Below are 23454 nucleotides of genomic sequence, written 5' to 3'. Positions count from 1 at the left end.
TTTCACGTCTGATGGACTCTATTTGAATAATTCCGCCCCGATGAGTCATTATTGTGTTAAATTCAAATGAATTGCAACAACATGATTTCGACAGTTTATCCTCACTTTTTTTGATTTACATTTTATTTTCCGCTCCAAGTTGAAACTTCCTTGAAGAATATTTATACTTATAAAGTTAAGAACGACATGATGAAGGAAGTGTAGCTTTGACTCTTCATGATATAGATAAGCAAGCGATTAAAGTGACTTTACAGACAAAAATCAAGCACGGCTCAGAAACGGAAACGTATGAGCTGGTCACATTTGGTACAAAAATGTATAAAGGTGCAGATTTATATTTGCAATATAAAGAGGAAAATGAAGCCGGTCAAACACAAACGACCATCAAGCACAAACCGGATGAAACGATCCTGCTTAGAAATGGTGCCATTAAAATGAGGCAGCTTTTCCGCCTGAAGGAAGCGACAAATGGACATTACGAAAGTATATATGGCAGGTTAGGATTACGGACGACCGCGAAGAAGATACATCATCAATGGGATGAGCAGACCAAACAAGGGAAACTCGTCCTTAAATATACGTTACATATGCAGGGAAGCGAACCCGGTCAATATGAGATGACGATTTCCTACAAGGAGGAAGCATAGCGCATGAATATAGTAAAAGAGGTACAGGAAAAACTGAAAGAAGAGATTAAAGCGGCAGTCATTAAAGCTGGTTTAGCAACGGAAGAGCAGATTCCAAATGTTGTATTGGAGCTGCCAAGAGATAAGACACACGGAGATTATTCCACGAACATGGCCATGCAATTAACGAAGATTGCAAAGAAAGCACCAAAGATGATAGCAGAGGCGATCATCGAAAACTTTGACAACTCAAAAGCATCCATCGAAAAAATTGAAATTGCAGGACCAGGTTTCATCAACTTCTACATGAATAATGCCTATTTGACAGAATTGGTTCCTGTCATTTTGAAAGTGGATGAAGCATATGGGGAAAGTGACTTTGGAAAAGGAGAAAAAATCCAAGTGGAGTTCGTTTCCGCGAATCCAACCGGTGATCTCCATCTTGGTCATGCACGTGGTGCAGCAGTAGGTGATACGCTATGTAATATCCTTTCTAAAGCAGGTTACGATGTTTCACGTGAATACTATATCAATGATGCAGGAAACCAAATCAATAATTTGGCATTTTCCATAGAAGCCCGCTATTTCCAGGCTCTTGGCCTTGAAAAGGATATGCCTGAGGGCGGTTATCATGGCGAAGATATCATTGGCATCGGTAAGACGCTTGCAAGTGAATATGGGGATAAATATGTAAATGCCGATGAGAAGGAACGTTTTGAATTTTTCCGTGAGTACGGCTTGAAATATGAAATGGAAAAATTGAAAACGGACTTGGGTAATTTCCGTGTCGGATTTGATGTATGGTACTCCGAAACATCCCTCTATCAAGACGGTAAAATTGATGAAGCACTTAAAGTGTTGAGGGAAAGGGGCCATGTTTACGAGGAAGATGGTGCTACATGGTTCCGCTCTACGGAATTAGGCGATGATAAAGACCGGGTGCTTATTAAGCAGGATGGGTCTTACACATATCTGACACCGGATATTGCCTATCACCGTAATAAATTGGAACGCGGCTTTGAAACACTGATCAATATCTGGGGTGCAGATCACCACGGCTATATCCCGCGTATGAAAGCGGCGATCGAAGCATTAGGGTACAATCGCGAGCAGCTTGAAGTCGAAATCATCCAGCTTGTTCACCTGTACAAGGATGGCGAGAAAATGAAGATGAGCAAGCGTACAGGTAAAGCAGTTACGATGCGTGACCTTATTGATGAAGTAGGTCTGGATGCAACACGTTATTTCTTTGCGATGAGAAGTGCGGATACTCATATGGATTTCGATTTGGATCTTGCGGTCTCACAATCCAATGAAAACCCGGTTTATTATGCACAGTATGCCCACGCCCGTATTTCCAGCATTTTGCGCCAAGGTGTTGAACAAGGGATCAGCTATGAAGGAGTCACTGATTTCTCTGCCCTATCTACTGAAAAAGAAGTGGAACTTTTGAAGAAATTAGGAGAATTCCCGCAGGCAATAGCGGAAGCAGCCGAAAAAAGGATGCCTCACCGCATGACGAATTATATATTTGACCTGGCTTCTACATTCCACAGTTTCTACAATGCAGATAAGGTTCTGGATGTTGAAGAGATGGAAAGAAGTAAGGCGCGTCTAGGACTGGTCAAATCCGTTCAAATTACTTTAAAGAATGCATTAGCCATCATTGGGGTTTCGGCACCGGAAAAAATGTAATGGCAAAAGCGGCTGTTTCTTGCGAAACAGCCGCTTTTTTTAGGTTAATTAACACTCGACGGCACCGCCGCTCACCCTTTTTACACCACGAACCTTTGCTATATCTTCAATCAGCTGCAGCATTGCCCGGTCCTTCATCTTGGCCTCGATCATGAAATCCACGTCCTGTCCAAGATCCTTAAGCACTTTAAAGAGGGGCAGGATGAACTCCAAATCGATATAATCTGCATGTGAGCGAAATTCACCTGCCGATTTTGGGGATGAAATATGAATCTTTGGTACCGCCCCTGCCTGACTCCAAGTGGTGAACACCTCGGTGAGCAGCTCGTTAAGCGGCACATCTGAAAGGTTTGCGAGATGATGGTGGTAATCGAATACAAGTGGGATGCCTTCCTTCATACATACGCTCAGGGTTTCAGATGCTGTATAGGTTTTATCATCATTTTCCAAAGTCATTCTTTCCTTGACGTGCATAGGAAGCGATTTAAGGTTGTCATGAACCCTTACAAGGGCGGACTCTTTATCACCATAGGCTCCACCGACATGGATATTGATGAAAGAGGTGTCCGCTATGCCCATTGCATCAAGCATTTTGTAATGGAACTCCATATCTTTTACGGCATTTTGTGTAATCTCGGGTTTTGGGCTGGTAAACAGCGTAAACTGATTTGGATGAAAGCTGATCCTCATCTTGTGTGCAGTGGCCCAATCGCCAAGCTGTTTCCATTCTTTTTTAAAAGGAGTAACGAAATCCCATTCTATTTCGGGATGTGTGGCTAAAGGAACGATGGAACTGGACATCCGGTATATTTCTATTTGGTGTGCCGTGTTATATTGAAGGACCCTTAAGGTATTTTCAATGTTCTGTCTTGTCACATCCAGGAGTTTTTCCATTCCTTTTTCTGGGCCAAGTGTGCTATATCGCTTGAAAGTAAGTGTCTTAGCCGGAGAAGCTTCCCATAAACAGGTGGCATTGGATACGAATCCAAATCTTATTTTCATTTTATTTTTCTCCTTGAGCAACAGGATGTCAAAGAAAAGGAGATAGGATGGAAGCCAGCGATTCTTTTGCTGAACGGACTACATTCATGCTGGAAAGCGCGTCCCCATTTAGGGGCTTGGATTCGGCCAGGTCCACTGCCAATTCCTTTTCTACATCTTTTATAAATGTCCGGTCAAATACGATGCAGTTCATTTCACTATTTAAAAAACAACTGCGTTTATCGAAATTAGCCGTACCGATATCACACATTATATCATCAATCAGTATCACTTTAGAATGGTAGAACCCTCTTTGAAATTGCATGATTTCAGCCCCGTCTTTTATTAGTACCCGGAAGTAGGGAAAAGAAGCTTCCTTGACAAGGGCATGGTCTGAAATTTCAGGCACGATGACCGTAACGGAAACATTGCGTGCAAGGGCTTCCCTTAATTCTTTAAATAAAGTTTCACTGGGAATGAAGTATGGAGTCCCGATAATGATTTTTTTAGTGGCTTGCCGAATCATGTATGTCAGTGACTGTTCAAGATCACTGCCATTCGTGACGACAAACTGATGTGCCTGCGTCCCGGGAGTCAATGTCGGGAAATAGGCAGGTGTTCCTCTGTAATCCTCATTTGTATCACAGAACCAATCCGAGAGAAAGACTTCCTGAAGGTCCTTTACACCCTCACCGGTCATTTTTAAATGGTAATCTCTCCATGGGTTCAGCTTCTCCCCTTGGTTTATATACTCCTTACCGATATTAAAGCCGCCAAGATAGCCGATTTTTCCATCTATTACCGTGATCTTACGGTGATTTCTTTTTTGTATTGTATAGAAAAGGAAGGGGAGTTTCGGTTTAAAGCTGAAAGAAAAATGAACGCCGCTTTTTGTCAGCTCCTGGATGGTTTGGCGGGACAGCTGTTTACTTCCTACCCAATCGACTAAAAGCCGCACTTCCACGCCCGCTTCCGCTTTTGACTGCAGTAACTTCAAAAAGTCCTTGCTGAATTTATCATTTTTTACTATATAAAAAAGGATATGGATGGAATCCTGAGCTTGCCTGACTTCCTTAATATAATCTTCAAACAGGATTTTCCCTGATGTGAATACAGTCATTTCGCTTTTCCGAGGCGGATATTTAATGTTGGTTGCGTGCTTCAAATAACGTTTATGCCCTACCTTAAGATCAACCCAGCACCAAGAGAAGATCAATAAAAATATAGAGGCAATCGTAGTGATTATCTTCAAAAAAAATCCCCCCTAAATGATTATATTTAGTTTGGCTCTAATTCCCTGTCAGTAACCATTAAAAAGCGGAGAAAGGGTCCTCATTTTTTTAGAATGAAGAAGGGTAATACACGGAATTGTCGAATTATATATTAAGTCCCGAAAAATTAAATTGATTTTAGAAAGAAAAAAGTTGACTGAATGCTCATTCATTATATAATGGAGTTAATCAAATTTCAGAAAAATGCCAAATTTCCCATAATGGTACCTGGCATTTTGCAATTTACTAAAGAGGGGGAAAGACTGCATGGAAATGAATGGCTTACTGTGGATCAACTTAGTTGCATTCCTGCTTGTAACCGCTTACGCCGCCGGTTTATTTGTCTATTTGATAAAGACTCGTATAGCTTATATAAAACTTGGCAAAAAAGTGGAATTCGATAACCGTGTGAAAGATCGTCTTGTTAAAATTGGGGTTTATGTATTTGGACAGAAGAAGCTCTTTAAAGATAAAAAGAGCGGGATCATTCATGCCTTGTTATTTTATGGTTTCATCTTAGTGCAATTTGGCGCACTTGACTTTTTCGTTAAAGGCTTAAGACCGGGGTGGCATTTACCGTTTGGCCCTGTTTATCCGGCCTTTACTTTCTTCCAGGAAATTGTGACGCTTACCGTTCTTGTTGCAATCCTATGGGCGGCATACCGTCGTTATGTCGAAAAGCTCGTTCGCTTGAAAAGGGATTTCAAAGCAGGCCTGGTTGTCATCTTCATTACCGGTATCATGATTACCGTATTGCTGGGGAATGGAATGGGAATGATCTGGCATGGACACGATGCAACTTGGTCAGAGCCAGTCGCATCAAGCATCGCTTTCCTATTCGGCTGGATGGGGACAACAGCGGCAACCGTCGTTTTTTATGTAGCTTGGTGGCTGCATTTACTGATCATATTATCTTTCCTTGTTTATATCCCGCAATCTAAGCACGCTCACTTGATTGCCGGTCCGATAAATGTATTCCTGAATCGCCTGGACAATCCCGGGAAATTGAAACCGGTAGATTTGGAAGAAGAGATTCTCGACAAAGAAGGAAATCAATATTATGGTGCAAAATATATCGAAGACTTGACGCAATATCAAATGGTGGACCTCTATGCCTGTGTGGAGTGCGGGCGCTGTACGAATATGTGCCCGGCTACAGGTACCGGTAAAATGCTGTCACCGATGGATATCATAATCAAGATGCGTGACCATTTGACAAATACAGGCGCTGCGGTTACTACGAAGCAGCCATGGGTGCCATCTTTTGTTTTTGGAAATACGAAAGGAAATAAGATCGCTTTGGCTGGTGCCGCGCAGGGGGCGCAGGAATCAGCTGCAGCAATAGAAGCTTACAGTCCGAGCCTGATTGGCGAAGTCATTACGGAAGAAGAACTTTGGGCTTGTACCACATGCCGGAACTGTGAAGATCAATGCCCGGTAATGAATGAACATGTTGACAAAATCATCGATATGCGCCGTTATCTAGTGTTGACGGAAGGAAGACTTGATCCTGATGCGCAACGTGCCATGACGAATATTGAGCGTCAAGGGAACCCGTGGGGACTGAACCGTAAAGAGAGAGAAGATTGGCGAAGCCTTCGGGAAGATGTCAGCGTCCCAACCGTGAAGGAATTAAAAAAGGCAGACGAAGAATTCGAGTATTTATTCTGGGTGGGGTCAATGGGGTCGTATGATAACCGAAGCCAGAAGATTGCCCTTTCCTTTGCTAAATTATTGAATGAAGCAGGCGTTAAATTTGCAATTCTCGGAAATAAGGAGAAAAACTCAGGGGATACTCCGCGTCGATTGGGTAATGAGTTTGTTTTCCAGGAGCTTGCAATGAAAAATATAGAAGAATTCCAGAAGAATGAAATCAAGAAAATCGTTACGATCGATCCGCATGCATACAATATCTTTAAGAATGAGTATCCGGATTTTGGCTTGGAAGCGGAAGTGTATCACCATACTGAATTGTTAGCCAAACTTGTCAGTGAAGGCAGGTTGGTCCCTCAGTATCCGGTGAATGAGACGATTACATTCCACGATTCCTGTTACTTGGGAAGGTACAATGAAGTTTACAGCCCGCCGCGTGAAATCTTGCAATCCATTGCTGGTGTGAAACTTATTGAAATGGAGCGTAACCGTGAAAAGGGTATGTGCTGTGGAGCTGGAGGCGGTTTGATGTGGATGGAAGAGGAAACAGGAAACCGCATTAATGTGGCCCGTACCGAACAAGCTCTGGCCGTCAGTCCAACAGTGATCAGTTCAGGATGTCCTTATTGCCTGACCATGCTATCCGATGGGACGAAAGCAATAGAAGTTGAGGAAAATGTCAAAACGTATGATGTAGCGGAACTACTCGAAAAAGCGGTCATTGGTGAAAATAAAACGATTGCCTCTTAATTTAAATGGAAATGCCTGCTTCTTTTATAAAGGATGAAACAAAAGGGAGCAGGTAATTTTTTTCAATATTTATAAACTAAATATTTTCATTTTTGAGAAAAATGTGTAATATATTATAATATTAAGCGCTTACAACACTATTTTTTTAACTCCATATTGAGCGAGCGTTCAATCAATGTTACTTATAGGGGGAAATAATGATGGCGAAAACAGTGATTATTAGCGGTGTGAGAACACCTTTTGGTAAATTTGGCGGTGGCCTTAGCAGTTTGACGGCATCACAACTTGGTGGAATAGCAATCAAAGAGGCACTTGTTCGGGCAGGGATTGAAGGCAGCCAAGTAGATGAGGTCATCATGGGGAATGTGCTTCAGGCTGGCCAAGGCCAAATACCTTCCCGCCAGGCAGCCCGTCATGCTGGATTGCCATGGGAAGTGAAAACGGAAACCATTAATAAAGTATGCGCATCAGGACTTCGCAGTGTGACATTGGCTGATCAGATCATTCGCTTAGGTGAAGAAGAAATCATTGTTGCCGGCGGAATGGAATCGATGAGCAATGCTCCTTATATACTTCCGAAAGCAAGGTGGGGCCTAAGGATGGGTGATGGAGAGCTTAAGGATACGATGATTTCGGATGGACTTAGCTGCAGCTTTACGGGCGTGCATATGGGGACTTACGGAAACAGTACAGCCGAGGACCTTGAAATCACCCGTGAGGAACAAGATAGCTGGGCTTACGAGAGTCATCAAAAAGCGATAAAAGCAATCGATGGCGGTATCCTTGCAGAAGAAATCATTTCCGTACAGGTGCCGGTGCGGAAAGGCGAACCAATTACCGTTGAACATGATGAAGCCCCAAGAAAAGATACATCTGCCGGGAAGTTAGCTAAATTAGGTCCAGCTTTCAATAATGAGGGAACCATTACGGCAGGTAATGCACCAGGTGTCAATGATGGGGCAGGTGCACTCGTATTGATGAGTGAGGAACGTGCGGAAAAGGAAGGGAAAACGCCTTTTGCCTATATTTTAGCTCATGCAGAAGTGGCAGTTGAAGCAAAGGACTTCCCTAAAACGCCAGGTTTGGTCATAAATGAGCTCCTGAAGAAGACAGGTAAATCGATAGAGGAAATTGATTTGTTTGAAGTGAACGAAGCATTTGCTGCGGTTGCGCTGGCCAGTGGGAAAATTGCCAACATAGAGCCGGGAAAAGTGAATGTAAACGGAGGGGCTGTAGCATTAGGTCACCCGATCGGGGCGAGTGGTGCCCGCATCATCATTACGCTGATGCATGAACTGAAACGCCGCGGAGGGGGATTGGGCATCGCAGCGATCTGCAGTGGCGGCGGTCAGGGAGATGCCATTTTAATTGAAGTGCCTAAGCAAGGATAATAGTTTCATAGATAGATACATGAGGAGGGATTTTTCATGGGCATTCAAAAAGTGATGGTCATTGGTGCTGGACAGATGGGATCTGGCATTGCCCAGGTCTGTGCAATGAGCGGTTATGAAGTTCTTTTACATGACTTAAAAGATGAATATGTAGAAAAGGGGTTAGGGACAATTACCAAGAACCTTTCCCGGCAGGTTGAAAAAGGAAAAATGGAAGCCAAGGAAAAAGATGCAATCCTTTCCCGGCTGACTTCATCGACGGATTTGAATAATGCGGCTGCGGTGGATTTGGTGATTGAAGCGGCGGTGGAAAACATGGAAATAAAAACAAGAATATTCGCCGATTTGGATGAAATCACGCCACAACATGTCATTCTTGCATCCAATACTTCTTCGCTTCCGATTACAGAGATAGCCGCTGCCACGAAAAGGCCGGAAAAGGTAATTGGCATGCACTTTATGAACCCCGTTCCAGTCATGAAGCTGGTTGAGATCATCCGTGGCCTGGCTACAGCGGATGAAGTTTATAAAGAAGTTGAAGAGATGGCTGAATCCTTGAACAAGGTACCGGTGGAAGTCAATGATTTCCCGGGTTTTGTAGCGAATCGGATTTTGATGCCGATGATCAATGAGGCCATTTATACCCTTTATGAGGGCGTTGCCACTAAAGAGGCGATTGACGACGTGATGAAGCTGGGAATGAACCATCCGATGGGCCCGCTTACGCTAGCTGACTTCATTGGACTGGACACATGCCTGTATATAATGGAAACCCTTCACCAAGGGCTCGGAGACGATAAATACCGACCGTGTCCGCTGTTAAGGAAATATGTAAAAGCTGGATGGCTAGGCAAGAAATCAGGACGGGGCTTTTACGAATATAACTAATCTTAGAAAGATGTGCAGCTAGGGAGGAATGAAGCATGGATTTCAAGTTTACAGAAGAACAGGAAATGATGCGGAAAATGGTAAGCGCTTTTGCGGAGAATGAGATTACCCCTCATATCGAGGCAATGGAAACAGGCGTGTTTCCAAAAACGATTCTGCAAAAAATGGGTGAACTTGGTTTGATGGGAATCCCGATTACAGAAGAATACGGTGGCGCGGGTATGGACTTCATGTCTTATATCATCGCCATCAATGAGATTTCCAAAGTTAGTCCAACTCTCGGTGTTATATTGTCCGTTCATACTTCTGTTGGAACAAATCCAATCGTTTATTTTGGAACGGAAGAGCAGAAGCGAAAGTATGTGCCTAAGTTAGCCGCTGGTAAATATTTAGGCGCCTTTTGCTTGACTGAGCAAAGCTCAGGTTCCGATGCTGCGAGTTTGAAATCGAAGGCAGTGGCAGTAAAGGAAGACGGAAAATATCGAATAAATGGGTCCAAGGTTTTTATTACCAATGGCGGGGAAGCGGATGTATTCATTGTCTTTGCCTCGACTGACCCTCAGAAGGGAAGCAAGGGAATCTCTGCTTTTATTGTAGAAAAAGGGACGCCAGGCTTAATCATCGGTAAAGATGAACGTAAAATGGGCCTTCATGGCTCGAGCACCGTACAGGTGACGTTCGAGGATATGAAAGTGCCTGCAGCCAATCTCCTTGGCAAAGAAGGGGAAGGCTTTAAGATTGCAATGGCCAACTTGGATGCTGGAAGGATAGGCATTGCTGCTCAAGCGCTGGGAATTGCAGAAGGCGCCATGGAACATGCTGTCCAATATGCAAAAGACAGAGTTCAATTCGGCAAACCTATTTCAGCACAACAGGGGATTGGTTTCAAGCTTGCTGAAATGGCAACGAGTATAGAAGCTTCAAGGTTACTTGTCTATCGCGCGGCGTTTTTACGCTCACAGGGATTGAAGTGCGGTAAAGAGGCGGCAATGGCTAAGCTATTCGCTTCGAGGACGGCTGTAGATGTGGCGATAGAAGCAGTCCAGGTGTTCGGAGGCTATGGATACACGACGGAATATCCTGTCGAACGCTATTTCAGGGATGCAAAGGTAACTGAAATTTATGAAGGAACCAGTGAAATACAGAGAATGGTCATCAGTAAGAATCTATAATTCACGAAATATTTAGGAGGCATAGACATGCAATTTAAACTAACGGAAGAGCATGAAATGATCAGGAAAATGGTGCGCGATTTTGCCCAGAATGAAGTGGCTCCGACAGCTGCCGAGAGGGATGAAGAAGAACGATTTGACCGTGAGATCTTCGATAAAATGGCTGAACTTGGACTGACTGGGATTCCGTGGCCTGAGGAATACGGCGGAATTGGAAGTGATTATTTAGCGTATTGCATAGCGATTGAGGAACTTTCCCGCGTTTGCGCTTCCACTGGGGTGACTTTATCAGCCCATACTTCCCTTGCAGGATGGCCAATATATAAGTTTGGATCTGAAGAGCAAAAACAAAAATACCTTCGTCCAATGGCACAGGGTGAAAAAATCGGTGCATATGGGCTGACCGAGCCTAGCTCAGGCTCTGACGCAGGCGGTATGAGAACGACTGCAAAGCTTGTAGGTGATGAATATATTATCAGCGGTTCAAAAATCTTCATTACGAACGGCGGGATTGCGGATACATATGTCGTCTTTGCATTGACGGATCCAGCATCCAAACAAAAAGGAACGAGTGCATTTATCGTTGAAAAGGACTTCCCGGGTTTTAGTGTCGGCAAAAAAGAGAAGAAGCTTGGAATCCGTTCATCACCGACCACGGAAATCATTTTTGATGAATGCCGAGTGCCTAAAGAAAATCTCCTTGGAATAGAAGGAGAGGGCTTTAAGATAGCGATGATGACGCTTGATGGCGGTCGTAATGGGATTGCAGCCCAGGCTGTAGGCATAGCCCAAGGTGCATTGGATGCCGCAGTTAATTATGCAAAAGAGCGCGTCCAATTTGGGAAGCCAATTTCTGCACAGCAAGGAATCGGTTTTAAATTGGCGGATATGGCAACGGGTGTTGAAGCTTCAAGGCTATTAACCTATCAGGCTGCCTGGTTGGAATCAGCGGGCCTTCCTTATGGAAAAGAGTCAGCCATGTCCAAACTTTTTGCTGGAGATACAGCCATGAAAGTGACGACAGAAGCCGTGCAGGTCTTTGGAGGTTATGGATATACAAAGGATTATCCTGTAGAACGGTATATGCGTGATGCGAAAATCACCCAAATCTATGAAGGTACACAGGAAATTCAAAAGCTGGTCATCTCACGGATGATTACTAAATAAGATTGAAATTGAGGTTTTCCGATGAGGCATTGCCTTTACCGGAATACCCTTTTCAATTTCTTCAGAATGTCTTTGGCAATTAAATGAGGGGCTTATTAAAAGGAGTTTGAAAATGGAAAAAAGAGAGGTTCTTGCATCTGTAAAAGATGAACGGCTGGTTGAAAAAAGACGTACACAAATGATTAAAGGAGCGGTGACCCTTTTTAAGGAAAAGGGATTTCATCGTACGACTACCAGGGAAATTGCCAAAGCGGCCGGCTTTAGTATTGGCACGTTATACGAGTATATCCGGACAAAGGAAGATATATTATATCTCGTTTGTGACTTTATCTACGATGAAGTCCAGGAAAAGCTTCAGAAAGAAATAGATCAGAGCGATGGGACACTTGAAAGCTTGAAGCTTACGATCGCCTATTTTTATAAAGTGATGGATGATATGCAGGACGAAGTGCTGGTCATGTATCAAGAGGTGAAAGCACTGACGAAAGATGCTTTACCTTATGTATTGAATAAAGAACTGCGGATGGTCGGCATGTTTGAAAAGGTGATAACGAAATGTGTTGAGAATGGGGAGCTATCGTTGACGGCAAAACAAATAAGCCTTGTTTCTCATAATATTTTCGTTCAGGGACAGATGTGGAGTTTTAGAAGGTGGGCATTGCATAAAGAGTATACGCTTCAAGAATATGTCGAACTGCAGACGCAATTATTGATTCAAAATATATCGCTTCAGAAAAATACTGAGTTAAATTCGTTTCAATAAGGAGGAGCTCAATGGGTACAGTTGAGGTGTATAAACCGAAGAACCATATTAGATTCGTTACTGCTTCGAGTTTATTCGATGGACATGATGCATCTATCAATATTATGAGGAGAATCCTTCAGTCCAGCGGCGCAGAAGTCATTCATCTAGGTCATAATCGTTCGGTGGAAGAGATCGTGAATGCGGCTATCCAGGAAGATGTTCAAGGCATAGCCATGTCATCTTACCAAGGCGGACATGTGGAATATTTTAAATATATGTATGACCTGCTGAAGGAAAAGGGAGCCGGGCACATTCGTATTTTTGCCGGCGGCGGCGGGGTCATCATCCCCAGGGAAATTAAAGAACTCCATGATTATGGGATTGCCCGGATCTTTTCTCCTGATGAAGGGCGGGAATATGGGCTTCAAGGAATGATAAACGTATTGATGGAGGAGTGTGATTTCTCGACAGTCAAACCATCTTTACAAGAACGTTTTGATGAATTGATTGCTGGGGGAACAAATGCGATTGCCCAATTCATTACCTTTGCCGAAAACAGACTCGATGCTTCACAGGAATCAGCGGCAGCGGTGGAGAGTCTTTTTGAGCAGATCAAGACTTCCGAAAAGAAGGTTCCTGTTCTAGGGATTACAGGGACTGGCGGTGCTGGAAAAAGTTCATTGACTGATGAATTGATACGAAGGTTCATTAACGAAATACCAGACGAGAGGGTCGCCATTTTATCTGTAGACCCGACTAAACAGAAAACGGGCGGTGCCCTGCTTGGTGACAGGATTAGAATGAACTCGATTTTTTCAGAGCGTGTTTATATGCGGAGCCTAGCCACGCGCCATTCAAAAAGTGAGTTGTCTTTGGCGATAAAAGATGCCATTTCAGTCGTGAAGGCAGCTGGCTTCGATTTAATCATCGTTGAAACGAGCGGAATTGGTCAGGGAGATGCAGAAATTGCCGAGATATGCGATGTATCCATGTATGTAATGACGAGTGAATTCGGTGCTCCTTCGCAACTTGAAAAAATCGATATGATTGATTATGCAGACTTGATAGTCATTAACAAATACGAGCGCAAAGGCTCAGAGGATGCAAAAAACCAAGTTCAAAAGCAATACCAAAGAAGCCGTACACTTTTTGATCAAGATCCATCTGAAATGCCAGTATACGGTACCATCGCTTCCCAATTCAATGACCCAGGCACCAATGCATTGTTCGCTGCACTGATTGAAAAGCTTAATGAAAAATCAGGGACGGGTTGGAGTACCGCCTTTTCGAAAGAAGCGGATGTTTACAAGCAAAATGTCATCATACCTACTGACCGTCGGTATTATTTACGTGAAATCAGTGATACGGTCAGATCTTATCATAAGCGTGCGGCTGAACAAGTACGTATTGCCCGCAGGCTATTCCAGCTTGAAGGAGCAATTGATGCAATTAAGGAAAATGATAACAACGAAGATATGGTGGCTTCTTTAGAAAAACTGAAAAAGGAAACCGCTTCGAATTTATCACCTGAATCTAAAAAAATACTTTCTGGATGGATGGAATTAAAAGAAAAGTATACAGGAGAGCAGTTTGTAACGAAAGTCAGGGATAAAGAAATCGTCACAAAGCTGAAAACTAAAAGTTTATCAGGTTTAATGATTCCGAGAGTGTCACTGCCTAAGTATGTGGATTATGGAGAGATCTTAGGATGGGTATTCCGAGAGAACGTTCCGGGCTTCTTTCCTTACACAGCGGGAGTCTTTCCATTCAAGCGTGAAGGGGAGGACCCGAAGCGGCAATTTGCCGGTGAAGGATCACCCGACCGAACCAACAGGCGTTTTCATTATTTGTCAAAGGATGATAATGCAAAACGGCTAAGTACGGCTTTCGATTCGGTAACTTTATATGGCGAGGATCCCGATCACCGGCCTGATATCTATGGAAAGGTAGGGGAAAGCGGAGTCAGCATCTGTACGTTGGATGACATGAAAAAGCTGTATGCAGGCTTTGACCTTTGCCACCCCTCAACCTCTGTATCGATGACCATCAATGGACCGGCACCAATCATTTTGGCCATGTATATGAATACGGCAGTCGATCAGCAGATTCAACGGAAAGAAGAAGAGTTAGGCCGTCCCCTTACGGATGCAGAAGCTGAAGAAGTGCAGGCTTATACCCTTCAAACGGTACGAGGAACTGTTCAAGCGGATATTCTGAAAGAGGACCAAGGCCAAAATACATGCATCTTCTCTACGGAATTTGCTTTAAGGTTAATGGGGGACATTCAAGCATATTTCATCGATCGAAAAGTCAGGAACTACTACTCTGTATCCATTTCCGGCTATCACATTGCAGAAGCGGGTGCCAATCCCATTTCACAGCTTGCTTTTACATTAGCGAATGGCTTTACTTACATCGAATATTATTTAAGTCGCGGAATGAATATTGATGACTTTGCCCCGAATTTGTCGTTCTTCTTCTCAAATGGGCTCGACCCGGAATATACGGTTATCGGGAGGGTGGCAAGAAGGATTTGGGCTACGGTCATGCGGGATAAATATGGTGCGAACGACCGCAGCCAGAAGCTCAAATACCATGTACAGACTTCAGGGCGCTCCCTTCATGCGCAAGAAATTGATTTCAATGATATCAGAACGACACTTCAGGCTTTAATGGCGCTACAGGACAACTGTAATTCCCTGCATACTAATGCGTACGATGAAGCCATCACGACGCCTACTGAAGAATCCGTGCGCAGGGCAATGGCCATACAAATGATCATTACAAAGGAGCATGGGCTCTCAAAAAATGAAAACCCGATGCAAGGAGCCTTCATCGTAGAGGAATTGACGGATCTCGTTGAAGAGGCCGTACTGCAGGAGTTCGATCGCATCAATGATCGAGGCGGTGTGCTGGGTGCAATGGAGACGCAGTATCAGCGCGGGAAAATCCAGGATGAATCGATGCATTACGAAATGAAAAAGCATACGGGAGAATTGCCGATCATTGGTGTCAACACGTATTTGAATCCAAATCCTCCTTCCGAAGAAGCGGTGAACAGCATGGAAATTGCCCGTGCAACAAAGGAAGAAAAGGAAGGGCAAATCATAAATCTCCGGGCATTCCAGGAAAGAAATAAGGAGTTCACGGATGAGGCGCTAACTAAACTGAAATTAGCAGCCATGAATGGGGAAAATATCTTTGCTGAACTCATGAACTGCGTCAGAGTGGCCAGTCTTGGTCAGATAACGAGGGCGCTATATGATGAAGGCGGTCAATATCGAAGGAATATGTAAACTGAGAAGGGGGCTCCGAACGTTTAGGGGCCCCTTTTTTTGAATAATTTCCCTCTTTTTTAACAAAATGAAGATTTTACCTTATAATTATTTGGAAAAGGGGCAAAAATGAAGAATCAGCCCTATTGGAGTTGAGAAAATGAACCTGAAAATGATTGGATTGATCATAGGGTACATTCTTGCCATCATTATTTTATTTGAGCTGTATGAGCATCAATTGGGTGCCATCTCTTTTTTTATCCTGACTATTGTCTTTTTTACGGCAGCCTATCGACAGAAGTCGAAAAAGGAAAGTGAATGATTTTTAGCTTTTGGTTTCCTGAATGATAGACAATAAGGTAAATCTGTGAAAGTATCAGATAGAACTAGCATAAACCCATTTAGATTGTTTATAATGGAGTATATGTCTAGCAGGAATTGTCGTTATTTTATCGAACTACTGTTTTAGATTATTTTTTTATGTGAAAAAACACGGAATTCAGTGTTTGAATAGAGAAGGGAAGTGCGGAATTTGAGTTTAAAACAATACTCAAAAGAGCAGTTATTGGAAATGTCCTTAATAGAGATGGCATATGATTTGTTAGTGGAAAGAAATGAACCGATTCCATTTAAAGACTTAATAAGTGAATTAGCTTCGCTGCACCATTTATCTAAAGCGGAAGTGGAAAAGAAAATTGCACAATTCTATACGGATTTAAATGTGGATGGCCGCTTCACTTCACTTGGGGACAACCGCTGGGGATTGAAAACATGGTACCCGGTTGACCAAATCGAAGAAGAAGTCGTACATGTTGTAAAACCTAAAAAGAAAAAGAAAGCCAAAAAGGCTGCTGCCGTTATCGACGATTTCGATGAACTTGAAGACGAAGATCTTGACTTTGAAGAAGATATCGATGATCTGGACGAGGATGACGATGATGACGATGATGATATTCTAGGTTCTCCAGTCATCGACGAAGTGCTTTTGGATGATGACGTGGATGATGACGACGATCTGGAAGAAGAAATAATCGAAGATGATGCATTTGTCCTGGAAGATGATGAGGACGAAGACGAAGATGAAGATGACTTGGATGACTTGGATGAAGAGGATGAGAAATAAATAATCGCCCTTGACTTTTTGAGGCGAAATTTGTAGAATCATTTTTGGGCTCCTTAAAAAAGGACACAATGATTAAATTATATCGCTCCCTTACTTTTATTGTAAGCGGAGCGTTTTTGTTTTTAATGATGGAATGAATAAATGACATCATTTTTTTATTTTTAAAAATGATTTCTCGTAGAATTGTAAAAACTATAGAGAACATATTTATGTTTACTGTCATTTAAGGAAATTTATTCTTGTTCATGTATCCTGCATGACTCTCACTAAAGACCTTTAAGTGATTAATGGTTTGTACTGGTTTACGGTTTTTAGCTTTTAACCGCTCATGTGGCGGAAGATTTGATTCAGTTCCGATTTAATGATGTGAAGAACAGAATTGGAAGAAAACATTCTATAGGAGGATATAAAATGACAAAATATATTTTTGTGACAGGTGGAGTAGTTTCTTCCTTGGGAAAAGGGATAACGGCCGCTTCTTTAGGTAGATTATTAAAAAATAGGGGATTGAATGTTACGATCCAGAAGTTTGACCCTTATATCAACTTGGATCCAGGTACCATGAGTCCATACCAACACGGTGAAGTGTTTGTAACGGATGATGGTGCTGAAACGGATTTGGATTTGGGGCACTATGAGCGTTTCATTGATATCAACCTTGGCAAACACAGCAATGTGACTACAGGCAGAATTTATTCAACGGTCCTGAGAAAAGAACGCCGTGGCGATTATCTAGGTGGAACAGTTCAAGTCATTCCCCATATCACTAATGAAATTAAAGAACGGGTTTTCCGTTCAGGCAATGAAACGAATGCCGATATAGTCATCACTGAAATCGGCGGTACTGTAGGGGATATCGAGTCTCTTCCATTCCTTGAGGCGATTCGCCAAATCAAGAGTGATATCGGCATCAATAATGTTATGTATATCCACTGTACACTGGTTCCTTACATCAAAGCTGCTGGTGAAATGAAAACAAAACCGACACAGCATAGTGTAAAAGAATTACGCAGTCTAGGCATTCAGCCGAATATCATCGTTGCACGTACAGAAAGTCCAATTTCACAAGATATGAAGGATAAAATCGCTTTATTCTGCGATATCGATAAAAATTCCGTTATCGAATGTCTTGATGCGGATACTCTTTACTCCATCCCTCTTGCGCTTCAAGCACAAAATATGGACCAAATCGTTTGTGATCACTTGCAATTGGACTGCGGCGAAGCGGATATGGAAGATTGGAAGGAACTAGTCAAAAAGGTTACTTCTTTATCAAAGAAAACAAAAATCGCTTTAGTCGGAAAATATGTTGAATTGCAAGATGCTTATCTTTCTGTAGTGGAAGCACTTAAGCATGCAGGTTACGCATTTGATGCAGATGTTGAAATCGACTGGGTGAATTCCGAAGATGTAACAAAAGAAAATGTTGCTGAACTTCTTCAAGATGCAGATGGAATCCTTGTCCCAGGCGGTTTTGGAGATCGTGGAATCGAAGGGAAAATTGCAGCGACCGAATTTGCCCGCACGACAAAAAAACCATTCTTCGGAATTTGCTTAGGCATGCAGTTGGCGTCCATTGAGTATGCTCGCAACGTCCTGGGATTGCCAGAAGCTCATTCAGCTGAAATTAATGAAGATACTCCAGATCCAATCATCGATCTTCTTCCTGAACAGAAGGATGTAGAAGATTTGGGCGGTACACTGCGTCTTGGTCTGTATCCATGTAAGCTTATCGAAGGAACTAAAGCATACGAAGCGTATAATGACGAGGTTGTTTATGAGCGTCACCGTCACCGTTATGAATTCAATAACCACTACCGTCAGGCAATGGAAGAGGCAGGATTCATCTTCTCCGGTACTAGTCCGGATGGCCGTCTAGTTGAAATCGTTGAATTGAAGGATCATCCTTGGTTTGTGGCTTCTCAATTCCATCCGGAATTCACGTCACGCCCTAACCGTCCGCAGCCGCTATTCCGTGACTTTGTCGGTATGTCTTTAAAGCGCAGCGAAAAACTTTAATAAACAAAAAAAACAGCCCATGTGGCTGTTTTTTTTTAGATGACTAATCATTCTTCTTCATACTCTTTTATGATTTCTTCAAGAGTGAATTTAATCCCATAATAAGCGAAAAGAGCGGCAATGAGGGTAGGATACCCATATCGATTTCCGGTTTCATCAGGAATCAATCCCCGTTGGATACGTAAATCAATATGAACGTCTGCCAACTCCAAAAGAGAATCTTCTTCAGAAGGGACGGATGTAGAAACCGCAACAAATGGGACTTCCTTTTCCTTGAGTTGTTTTGCCAGCAACAATGCTTCTGCATCATCCGAATGGCGGCTGAATATGAGAAATCGATCTTCCCTGGAAATAGTTTCTCCTGATTCATATCTTTTTACCTTCGGAAAGGGTTCTGCCCCATCCAAAGCCTCGGCAGTGACGCCCTGCATTTCACCAAAACCGTGAATGTACACAGAACCGTCCCCAACCGCAGCCTGAGCCAGCAAGCGTCCGGCATCCTCCATTTCAAAGGCTTCATTTTCAATCATTTTCTTAAATAAACCGCTTATCTGTGTCGAAAAAATTTTTAACATGGTCAGGGACTCCTTTAAAAAATAATATACTTATTATAAAGGACTTTCCTTTGCAATGACAGGTTTCTGGGGTTTTGATCCGGAAGGGCCGAATTTACTAAATCGGTCGAAAAAACAAAAAAATTAAAATTCCTCTTAGCCATACAGCAGGAATTTTGTTACAATTATCGAATATGAACAATAAATGCGTTGGACTTAAAAGTCATATGACGCAATCTATGTAACTACCCTTTTTCGGGTAATATGGCATGGCAGAGTAGGCCAATATATTTAATGGATGAATCGGGAAGGGGAGAGGTGATAAAATGCCAGGGAAAATATTGATTGTTGATGATCAATTCGGGATTCGTATTTTATTGAACGAGGTTTTACATAAAGAAGGGTATGAAACATTTCAAGCCGCTAATGGCATTCAAGCCTTGGATGTGCTAAATAATCATTCACCTGATCTTGTATTGCTGGATATGAAGATTCCGGGAATGGATGGCATTGAGATCTTGAAAAGGATGAAAGTCGTCGATCCGGACATTCGGGTCATAATCATGACGGCATACGGTGAACTTGATATGATTCAGGAAGCAAAGGATTTAGGTGCAATGACACACTTTGCAAAGCCGTTTGATATTGATGATATTAGAAAAGCCGTTCGTGAATACTTACCGATTCAATCAAGTTAAATGTCTTGAAAATTTAATATTACTGATGGAGTAATTGCTGCGGCTATCTTTTTTTAGATGGGCCGTGTTTTTTTGGAATAAAATTTGAGGCTCGGTATAGTGTATTTGTTGCTGTTTTTTTGATGTATTGATATGCTAAAAGAGGAGAGATATTCTGATTTATAAGCGTATGCTACTTTCGTTTTAGGGAATATCTAGAAAGAATTAACTTTAAAAATAATAACATCCACTAGTAGGAGGAAATCAAATGCCTTTAGTTTCTATGAAAGATATGCTGAATAAAGCCCTTGATGAAAAATATGCAGTAGGTCAATTCAATATCAACAACCTTGAATGGACACAAGCTATTCTAGCTGCTGCAGAACAAGAAAAATCTCCAGTCATCCTTGGTGTTTCCGAAGGTGCTGCCCGCCATATGGGTGGTTTTAAAACGACTGTGATGATGGTTCAAGGATTGTTGGAAGACATGAAAATCACTGTTCCTGTGGCCATTCACCTTGACCATGGTTCAAGTTATGATAAATGTAAGGAAGCTATCGAAGCCGGATTCACTTCAGTAATGATCGATGCTTCACATCATCCGATAGAAGAAAATATCGAAACAACCAAGAAGGTTGTCGAATTCGCTCACGCACGGAATGTTTCTGTCGAAGCGGAAGTGGGCACGGTTGGCGGACAAGAAGATGATGTAATTGCTGATGGAGTCGTATATGCAGACCCTCAAGAATGTGAACAGTTGGTTAAAGAAACAAATGTCGACTGCTTTGCTCCAGCTTTGGGATCCGTTCACGGACCATACAAAGGTGAACCTAACCTTGGGTATAAAGAAATGGAAGAAGTGCGGGATTTAACGAATAAACCTCTTGTTCTTCATGGTGGTACAGGCATCCCTACGAAAGATATCCAAAAAGCGATATCGCTTGGAACATCAAAAATCAATGTGAATACGGAAAATCAAATTGTATTCACAAAAGCGGTTCGTGAAATTCTGAATAACGATTCTGAAGTGTACGATCCTCGTAAATACATCGTTCCTGGCCGTGAAGCGATTAAAGAAACTGTCATCGGCAAAATCCGTGAATTCGGTTCAAACGGCAAAGCATAATTCAAACGTAACTTAAGGGTTCCATCCCTTTAAATGTAAGATGATAAAGGCAATTTCCATTGGGGGGCTCCCCCCTAATGGTTTCTTTTAGATGCAGGGCTGAATCCGGGCTCTATTTTTAGAACAATTAGAATTCAGATGCATAAAGGGAAATAAAAATCGATTACATACGGAGGATATTTTATGAAATTCTTTATAGATACAGCAAACATGGAAGAAATCAAACAAGCGCATGAACTTGGCGTTTTAGCAGGTGTTACGACTAACCCATCCCTTGTTGCTAGGGAAAAGGGAGTTTCTTTCCATGACCGTTTGAAAGAAATCACAAGCCTTGTTAAGGAATCCGTTTCTGCTGAAGTCATTGCGCTTGATTTTGAAGGAATGATGGCTGAAGCCAAGGAACTAGTTGCGATTGCACCGAATATCACGATTAAAGTGCCAATGACTCCGGACGGCTTGAAGGCTGTTTCAGCACTTACAAAACAAGGTGTCAAAACAAATGTCACCCTTATTTTCAGTGCAAACCAAGCATTATTGGCAGCTAGGGCAGGAGCAACTTATGTATCGCCATTTTTAGGTCGCTTGGATGACATCGGCCAAAATGGTTTGGATTTGATTTCGGATATTGCTGACATTTTTGCGATTCATGATATCAATGCCGAGATCATTGCAGCTTCCATTCGCCATCCGATGCATATTACTGAAGCGGCTCTTAAAGGGGCACATATTGCAACGATCCCTTATAAAGTTTTAATGCAATTATTCCACCACCCTTTAACGGATAAAGGAATTGAAGCTTTTTTGAACGATTGGAATTCACGTACTGAAGCATAATGCCTTGCCGCTAAGTCGCTATAGATTGCACTGTTTAAATAAAATTAACATAAATTAGAAATTTTTCTCTTTTTTTTACATGAATTTTCTACTTTTGTGTAAACTAAAGAACTAGATAGTAAATGTTGTCGGATTATGCAATTTTCCTGTGGTAAAATATTACTTTTTGTAGCTTCTAAGTGCTTAGCGTGGAAGGGAGTTTATTATGGAAAAACTTAAAATTGCCGGTGGCTATCCTCTAAAGGGAAGCATTCGTGTCAGTGGAGCAAAAAATAGTGCGGTCGCCCTTATTCCTGCAACAATTTTAGCGGACTCTCCCGTAACGATTGAAGGCCTGCCTGATATCTCGGATGTACAGATGCTGAAAGCGTTAATGGAGGAGATTGGCGGTGAGGTATCCTTTGATGAAGGAGAAATGACAGTCAACCCCAGCAGGATGATTTCAATGCCTCTTCCCAATGGAAGGGTCAAGAAGTTACGTGCCTCTTATTATTTGATGGGGGCAATGCTTGGTAAATTCAAAAAGGCAGTGATCGGCTTGCCTGGTGGCTGCCATTTAGGACCTCGCCCGATAGATCAGCATATTAAGGGGTTTGAAGCACTGGGCGCACAAGTGACGAATGAACAAGGAGCCATTTACCTTAGGGCGGACGAGCTAAGGGGAGCACGCATATATTTGGATGTCGTTAGTGTAGGGGCAACGATCAATATCATGCTTGCCGCCGTTTTGGCCAAAGGCCGCACTGTGATAGAAAATGCTGCGAAAGAACCTGAAATCATCGATGTTGCCACATTGTTGACCAATATGGGAGCGAAAATAAAGGGTGCAGGAACGGATATCATTCGTATTGATGGTGTGGAAAGTTTGCATGGGTGTAAGCATACGATCATACCGGATCGGATTGAAGCCGGAACTTTCATGATTTTAGCGGCTGCTGTCGGAGAAGGAATTCTGATTGATAATGTCATTCCCCAGCATTTGGAGTCATTGACTTCTAAATTAAGGGAAATGGGGATTAATATTGAAGCGGGTGATGACCAGATATTTGTCTCACCGGGAGAACAATATAAATCCGTTGATATCAAGACATTGGTTTACCCTGGATTCCCAACGGATCTTCAGCAACCATTCACTTCCCTCTTAACAAAAGCAACTGGTTCTAGCATGGTCACCGATACGATATACGGGGCACGATTTAAGCATATTGATGAACTGCGACGCATGAATGCGAAGATAAAAGTCGAGGGCAGAGCGGGCATCGTCGATGGTCCTGTCCAACTTCATGGGGCAAAAGTGAAGGCAAGCGATTTACGTGCCGGAGCGGCTCTTGTAATTGCCGGTTTAATGGCTGAAGGGATTACAGAAGTGACCGGGCTTGAACATATAGATCGCGGATATAGCCATCTTGTTGAAAAACTTTCAGGTTTAGGAGCAACGATTTGGCGTGAAGAAATGACGCAAGAAGAAGTGGAGCAGCTTAAAAGCTGATCCCTTTTCTTGTTACCT

The 23454-nt window shown here is 42.6% G+C and carries 19 protein-coding genes; 16 read left to right on the top strand and 3 right to left on the bottom strand.

The genetic code is table 11. The annotated features are described in order from the left end of the window. Nucleotides 1-206 precede the first annotated feature (206 nt). Both ACIQZD_RS16450 and argS read left to right on the top strand, forming a co-directional pair. Entirely contained in the window at nt 207-647 is a 441-nt protein-coding gene (locus ACIQZD_RS16450; RefSeq protein WP_402904572.1) for a YwiB family protein, read from the top strand. 3 nt (nt 648-650) lie between these two features. Beyond that, entirely contained in the window at nt 651-2321 is a 1671-nt protein-coding gene (gene argS / locus ACIQZD_RS16445; protein ID WP_402904570.1) for an arginine--tRNA ligase, read from the top strand. 48 nt (nt 2322-2369) lie between these two features. On the opposite strand, the gene uvsE is transcribed toward argS, so the two are convergent. Both uvsE and cls read right to left on the bottom strand, forming a co-directional pair. Next, on the bottom strand, nt 2370-3323 hold the full coding sequence (uvsE, locus tag ACIQZD_RS16440) for a UV DNA damage repair endonuclease UvsE (RefSeq protein WP_402904568.1): 954 nt from the start codon (nt 3321-3323) through the stop codon (nt 2370-2372). Nucleotides 3324-3351: 28 nt separating this feature from the next. Continuing rightward, on the bottom strand, nt 3352-4554 hold the full coding sequence (gene cls, locus ACIQZD_RS16435; protein ID WP_402904566.1) for a cardiolipin synthase: 1203 nt from the start codon (nt 4552-4554) through the stop codon (nt 3352-3354). A gap of 292 nt (nt 4555-4846) precedes the next feature. On the opposite strand from cls, the gene ACIQZD_RS16430 reads away from it, so the two are divergent. The 10 genes from ACIQZD_RS16430 to ACIQZD_RS16385 all read left to right on the top strand — a co-directional run bounded on the left by ACIQZD_RS16430 (nt 4847) and on the right by ACIQZD_RS16385 (nt 18756). Further along, nucleotides 4847-6976 carry a (Fe-S)-binding protein gene (locus ACIQZD_RS16430; protein ID WP_402904841.1) on the top strand — a complete coding sequence of 710 codons (2130 nt, stop codon included), beginning with the start codon at nt 4847-4849 and terminating at the stop codon, nt 6974-6976. A 200-nt stretch (nt 6977-7176) separates the two neighbouring features. Beyond that, nucleotides 7177-8367 carry an acetyl-CoA C-acetyltransferase gene (locus ACIQZD_RS16425; protein ID WP_402904839.1) on the top strand — a complete coding sequence of 397 codons (1191 nt, stop codon included), beginning with the start codon at nt 7177-7179 and terminating at the stop codon, nt 8365-8367. A gap of 36 nt (nt 8368-8403) precedes the next feature. Next, nucleotides 8404-9255 (top strand): 3-hydroxybutyryl-CoA dehydrogenase, encoded by an 852-nt coding sequence (locus ACIQZD_RS16420; RefSeq protein ID WP_402904564.1) that lies wholly within the window; start codon nt 8404-8406, stop codon nt 9253-9255. A 35-nt stretch (nt 9256-9290) separates the two neighbouring features. Continuing rightward, nucleotides 9291-10427: an acyl-CoA dehydrogenase gene (locus ACIQZD_RS16415; protein ID WP_402904562.1), complete on the top strand. Its 1137-nt coding sequence runs from the start codon at nt 9291-9293 to the stop codon at nt 10425-10427. Between the two features lie 27 nt (nt 10428-10454). Next, nucleotides 10455-11594, top strand: coding sequence for an acyl-CoA dehydrogenase (locus tag ACIQZD_RS16410; RefSeq protein WP_402904560.1), 1140 nt, complete (start codon nt 10455-10457; stop codon nt 11592-11594). 112 nt (nt 11595-11706) lie between these two features. Beyond that, nucleotides 11707-12357 carry a TetR/AcrR family transcriptional regulator gene (locus ACIQZD_RS16405; protein WP_101223857.1) on the top strand — a complete coding sequence of 217 codons (651 nt, stop codon included), beginning with the start codon at nt 11707-11709 and terminating at the stop codon, nt 12355-12357. A gap of 11 nt (nt 12358-12368) precedes the next feature. Beyond that, the gene (icmF, locus tag ACIQZD_RS16400; protein ID WP_402904558.1) at nt 12369-15635 is read left to right on the top strand and encodes a fused isobutyryl-CoA mutase/GTPase IcmF; all 3267 of its coding nucleotides are present in this window, start codon (nt 12369-12371) and stop codon (nt 15633-15635) included. Nucleotides 15636-15774: 139 nt separating this feature from the next. Continuing rightward, the gene (locus tag ACIQZD_RS16395) at nt 15775-15936 is read left to right on the top strand and encodes a hypothetical protein (protein ID WP_241589609.1); all 162 of its coding nucleotides are present in this window, start codon (nt 15775-15777) and stop codon (nt 15934-15936) included. Between the two features lie 210 nt (nt 15937-16146). After that, on the top strand, nt 16147-16737 hold the full coding sequence (gene rpoE / locus ACIQZD_RS16390; protein ID WP_402904554.1) for a DNA-directed RNA polymerase subunit delta: 591 nt from the start codon (nt 16147-16149) through the stop codon (nt 16735-16737). A gap of 411 nt (nt 16738-17148) precedes the next feature. After that, nucleotides 17149-18756, top strand: coding sequence for a CTP synthase (locus tag ACIQZD_RS16385; RefSeq protein ID WP_101223854.1), 1608 nt, complete (start codon nt 17149-17151; stop codon nt 18754-18756). A gap of 47 nt (nt 18757-18803) precedes the next feature. Here ACIQZD_RS16385 and ACIQZD_RS16380 read toward each other — a convergent pair whose 3' ends face one another. Then, a complete protein-coding gene (locus tag ACIQZD_RS16380; protein WP_402904551.1) occupies nt 18804-19331 on the bottom strand; it encodes a DUF2529 domain-containing protein in 528 nt (175 codons plus the stop codon). 305 nt (nt 19332-19636) lie between these two features. Between ACIQZD_RS16380 and ACIQZD_RS16375 the strand changes: the two genes are divergently transcribed. From ACIQZD_RS16375 to ACIQZD_RS16360, 4 genes are all read left to right on the top strand, one after another. After that, the gene (locus tag ACIQZD_RS16375) at nt 19637-20008 is read left to right on the top strand and encodes a response regulator (RefSeq protein ID WP_101223852.1); all 372 of its coding nucleotides are present in this window, start codon (nt 19637-19639) and stop codon (nt 20006-20008) included. Nucleotides 20009-20255: 247 nt separating this feature from the next. Next, nucleotides 20256-21113, top strand: coding sequence for a class II fructose-bisphosphate aldolase (locus ACIQZD_RS16370; protein ID WP_350300693.1), 858 nt, complete (start codon nt 20256-20258; stop codon nt 21111-21113). Nucleotides 21114-21296: 183 nt separating this feature from the next. Next, entirely contained in the window at nt 21297-21947 is a 651-nt protein-coding gene (gene fsa / locus ACIQZD_RS16365) for a fructose-6-phosphate aldolase (RefSeq protein ID WP_034315855.1), read from the top strand. A gap of 205 nt (nt 21948-22152) precedes the next feature. Beyond that, nucleotides 22153-23436, top strand: coding sequence for a UDP-N-acetylglucosamine 1-carboxyvinyltransferase (locus ACIQZD_RS16360; RefSeq protein ID WP_101223850.1), 1284 nt, complete (start codon nt 22153-22155; stop codon nt 23434-23436). Nucleotides 23437-23454: the final 18 nt, after the last annotated feature.

Origin of the sequence: Peribacillus sp. NPDC096447 (assembly GCF_044762725.1) — a bacterium.
Taxonomy (GTDB): Bacteria; Bacillota; Bacilli; order Bacillales; family DSM-1321; genus Peribacillus.
This window is presented reverse-complemented; position numbering and strand designations above follow the sequence as displayed.

Excerpts from the sequence above, each read along its gene's own strand:
- argS (WP_402904570.1), top strand. The coding sequence starts at position 651 with ATGAATATAGTAAAAGAGGTACAGGAAAAACTGAAAGAAGAGATTAAA.
- uvsE (WP_402904568.1), bottom strand. The coding sequence starts at position 3,323 with ATGAAAATAAGATTTGGATTCGTATCCAATGCCACCTGTTTATGGGAA.
- ACIQZD_RS16430 (WP_402904841.1), top strand. The coding sequence starts at position 4,847 with ATGAATGGCTTACTGTGGATCAACTTAGTTGCATTCCTGCTTGTAACC.
- ACIQZD_RS16425 (WP_402904839.1), top strand. The coding sequence starts at position 7,177 with ATGGCGAAAACAGTGATTATTAGCGGTGTGAGAACACCTTTTGGTAAA.
- ACIQZD_RS16420 (WP_402904564.1), top strand. The coding sequence starts at position 8,404 with ATGGGCATTCAAAAAGTGATGGTCATTGGTGCTGGACAGATGGGATCT.
- ACIQZD_RS16415 (WP_402904562.1), top strand. The coding sequence starts at position 9,291 with ATGGATTTCAAGTTTACAGAAGAACAGGAAATGATGCGGAAAATGGTA.
- ACIQZD_RS16410 (WP_402904560.1), top strand. The coding sequence starts at position 10,455 with ATGCAATTTAAACTAACGGAAGAGCATGAAATGATCAGGAAAATGGTG.
- ACIQZD_RS16405 (WP_101223857.1), top strand. The coding sequence starts at position 11,707 with ATGGAAAAAAGAGAGGTTCTTGCATCTGTAAAAGATGAACGGCTGGTT.
- icmF (WP_402904558.1), top strand. The coding sequence starts at position 12,369 with ATGGGTACAGTTGAGGTGTATAAACCGAAGAACCATATTAGATTCGTT.
- ACIQZD_RS16395 (WP_241589609.1), top strand. The coding sequence starts at position 15,775 with ATGAACCTGAAAATGATTGGATTGATCATAGGGTACATTCTTGCCATC.
- ACIQZD_RS16385 (WP_101223854.1), top strand. The coding sequence starts at position 17,149 with ATGACAAAATATATTTTTGTGACAGGTGGAGTAGTTTCTTCCTTGGGA.
- ACIQZD_RS16380 (WP_402904551.1), bottom strand. The coding sequence starts at position 19,331 with ATGTTAAAAATTTTTTCGACACAGATAAGCGGTTTATTTAAGAAAATG.
- ACIQZD_RS16375 (WP_101223852.1), top strand. The coding sequence starts at position 19,637 with ATGCCAGGGAAAATATTGATTGTTGATGATCAATTCGGGATTCGTATT.
- ACIQZD_RS16370 (WP_350300693.1), top strand. The coding sequence starts at position 20,256 with ATGCCTTTAGTTTCTATGAAAGATATGCTGAATAAAGCCCTTGATGAA.
- fsa (WP_034315855.1), top strand. The coding sequence starts at position 21,297 with ATGAAATTCTTTATAGATACAGCAAACATGGAAGAAATCAAACAAGCG.
- ACIQZD_RS16360 (WP_101223850.1), top strand. The coding sequence starts at position 22,153 with ATGGAAAAACTTAAAATTGCCGGTGGCTATCCTCTAAAGGGAAGCATT.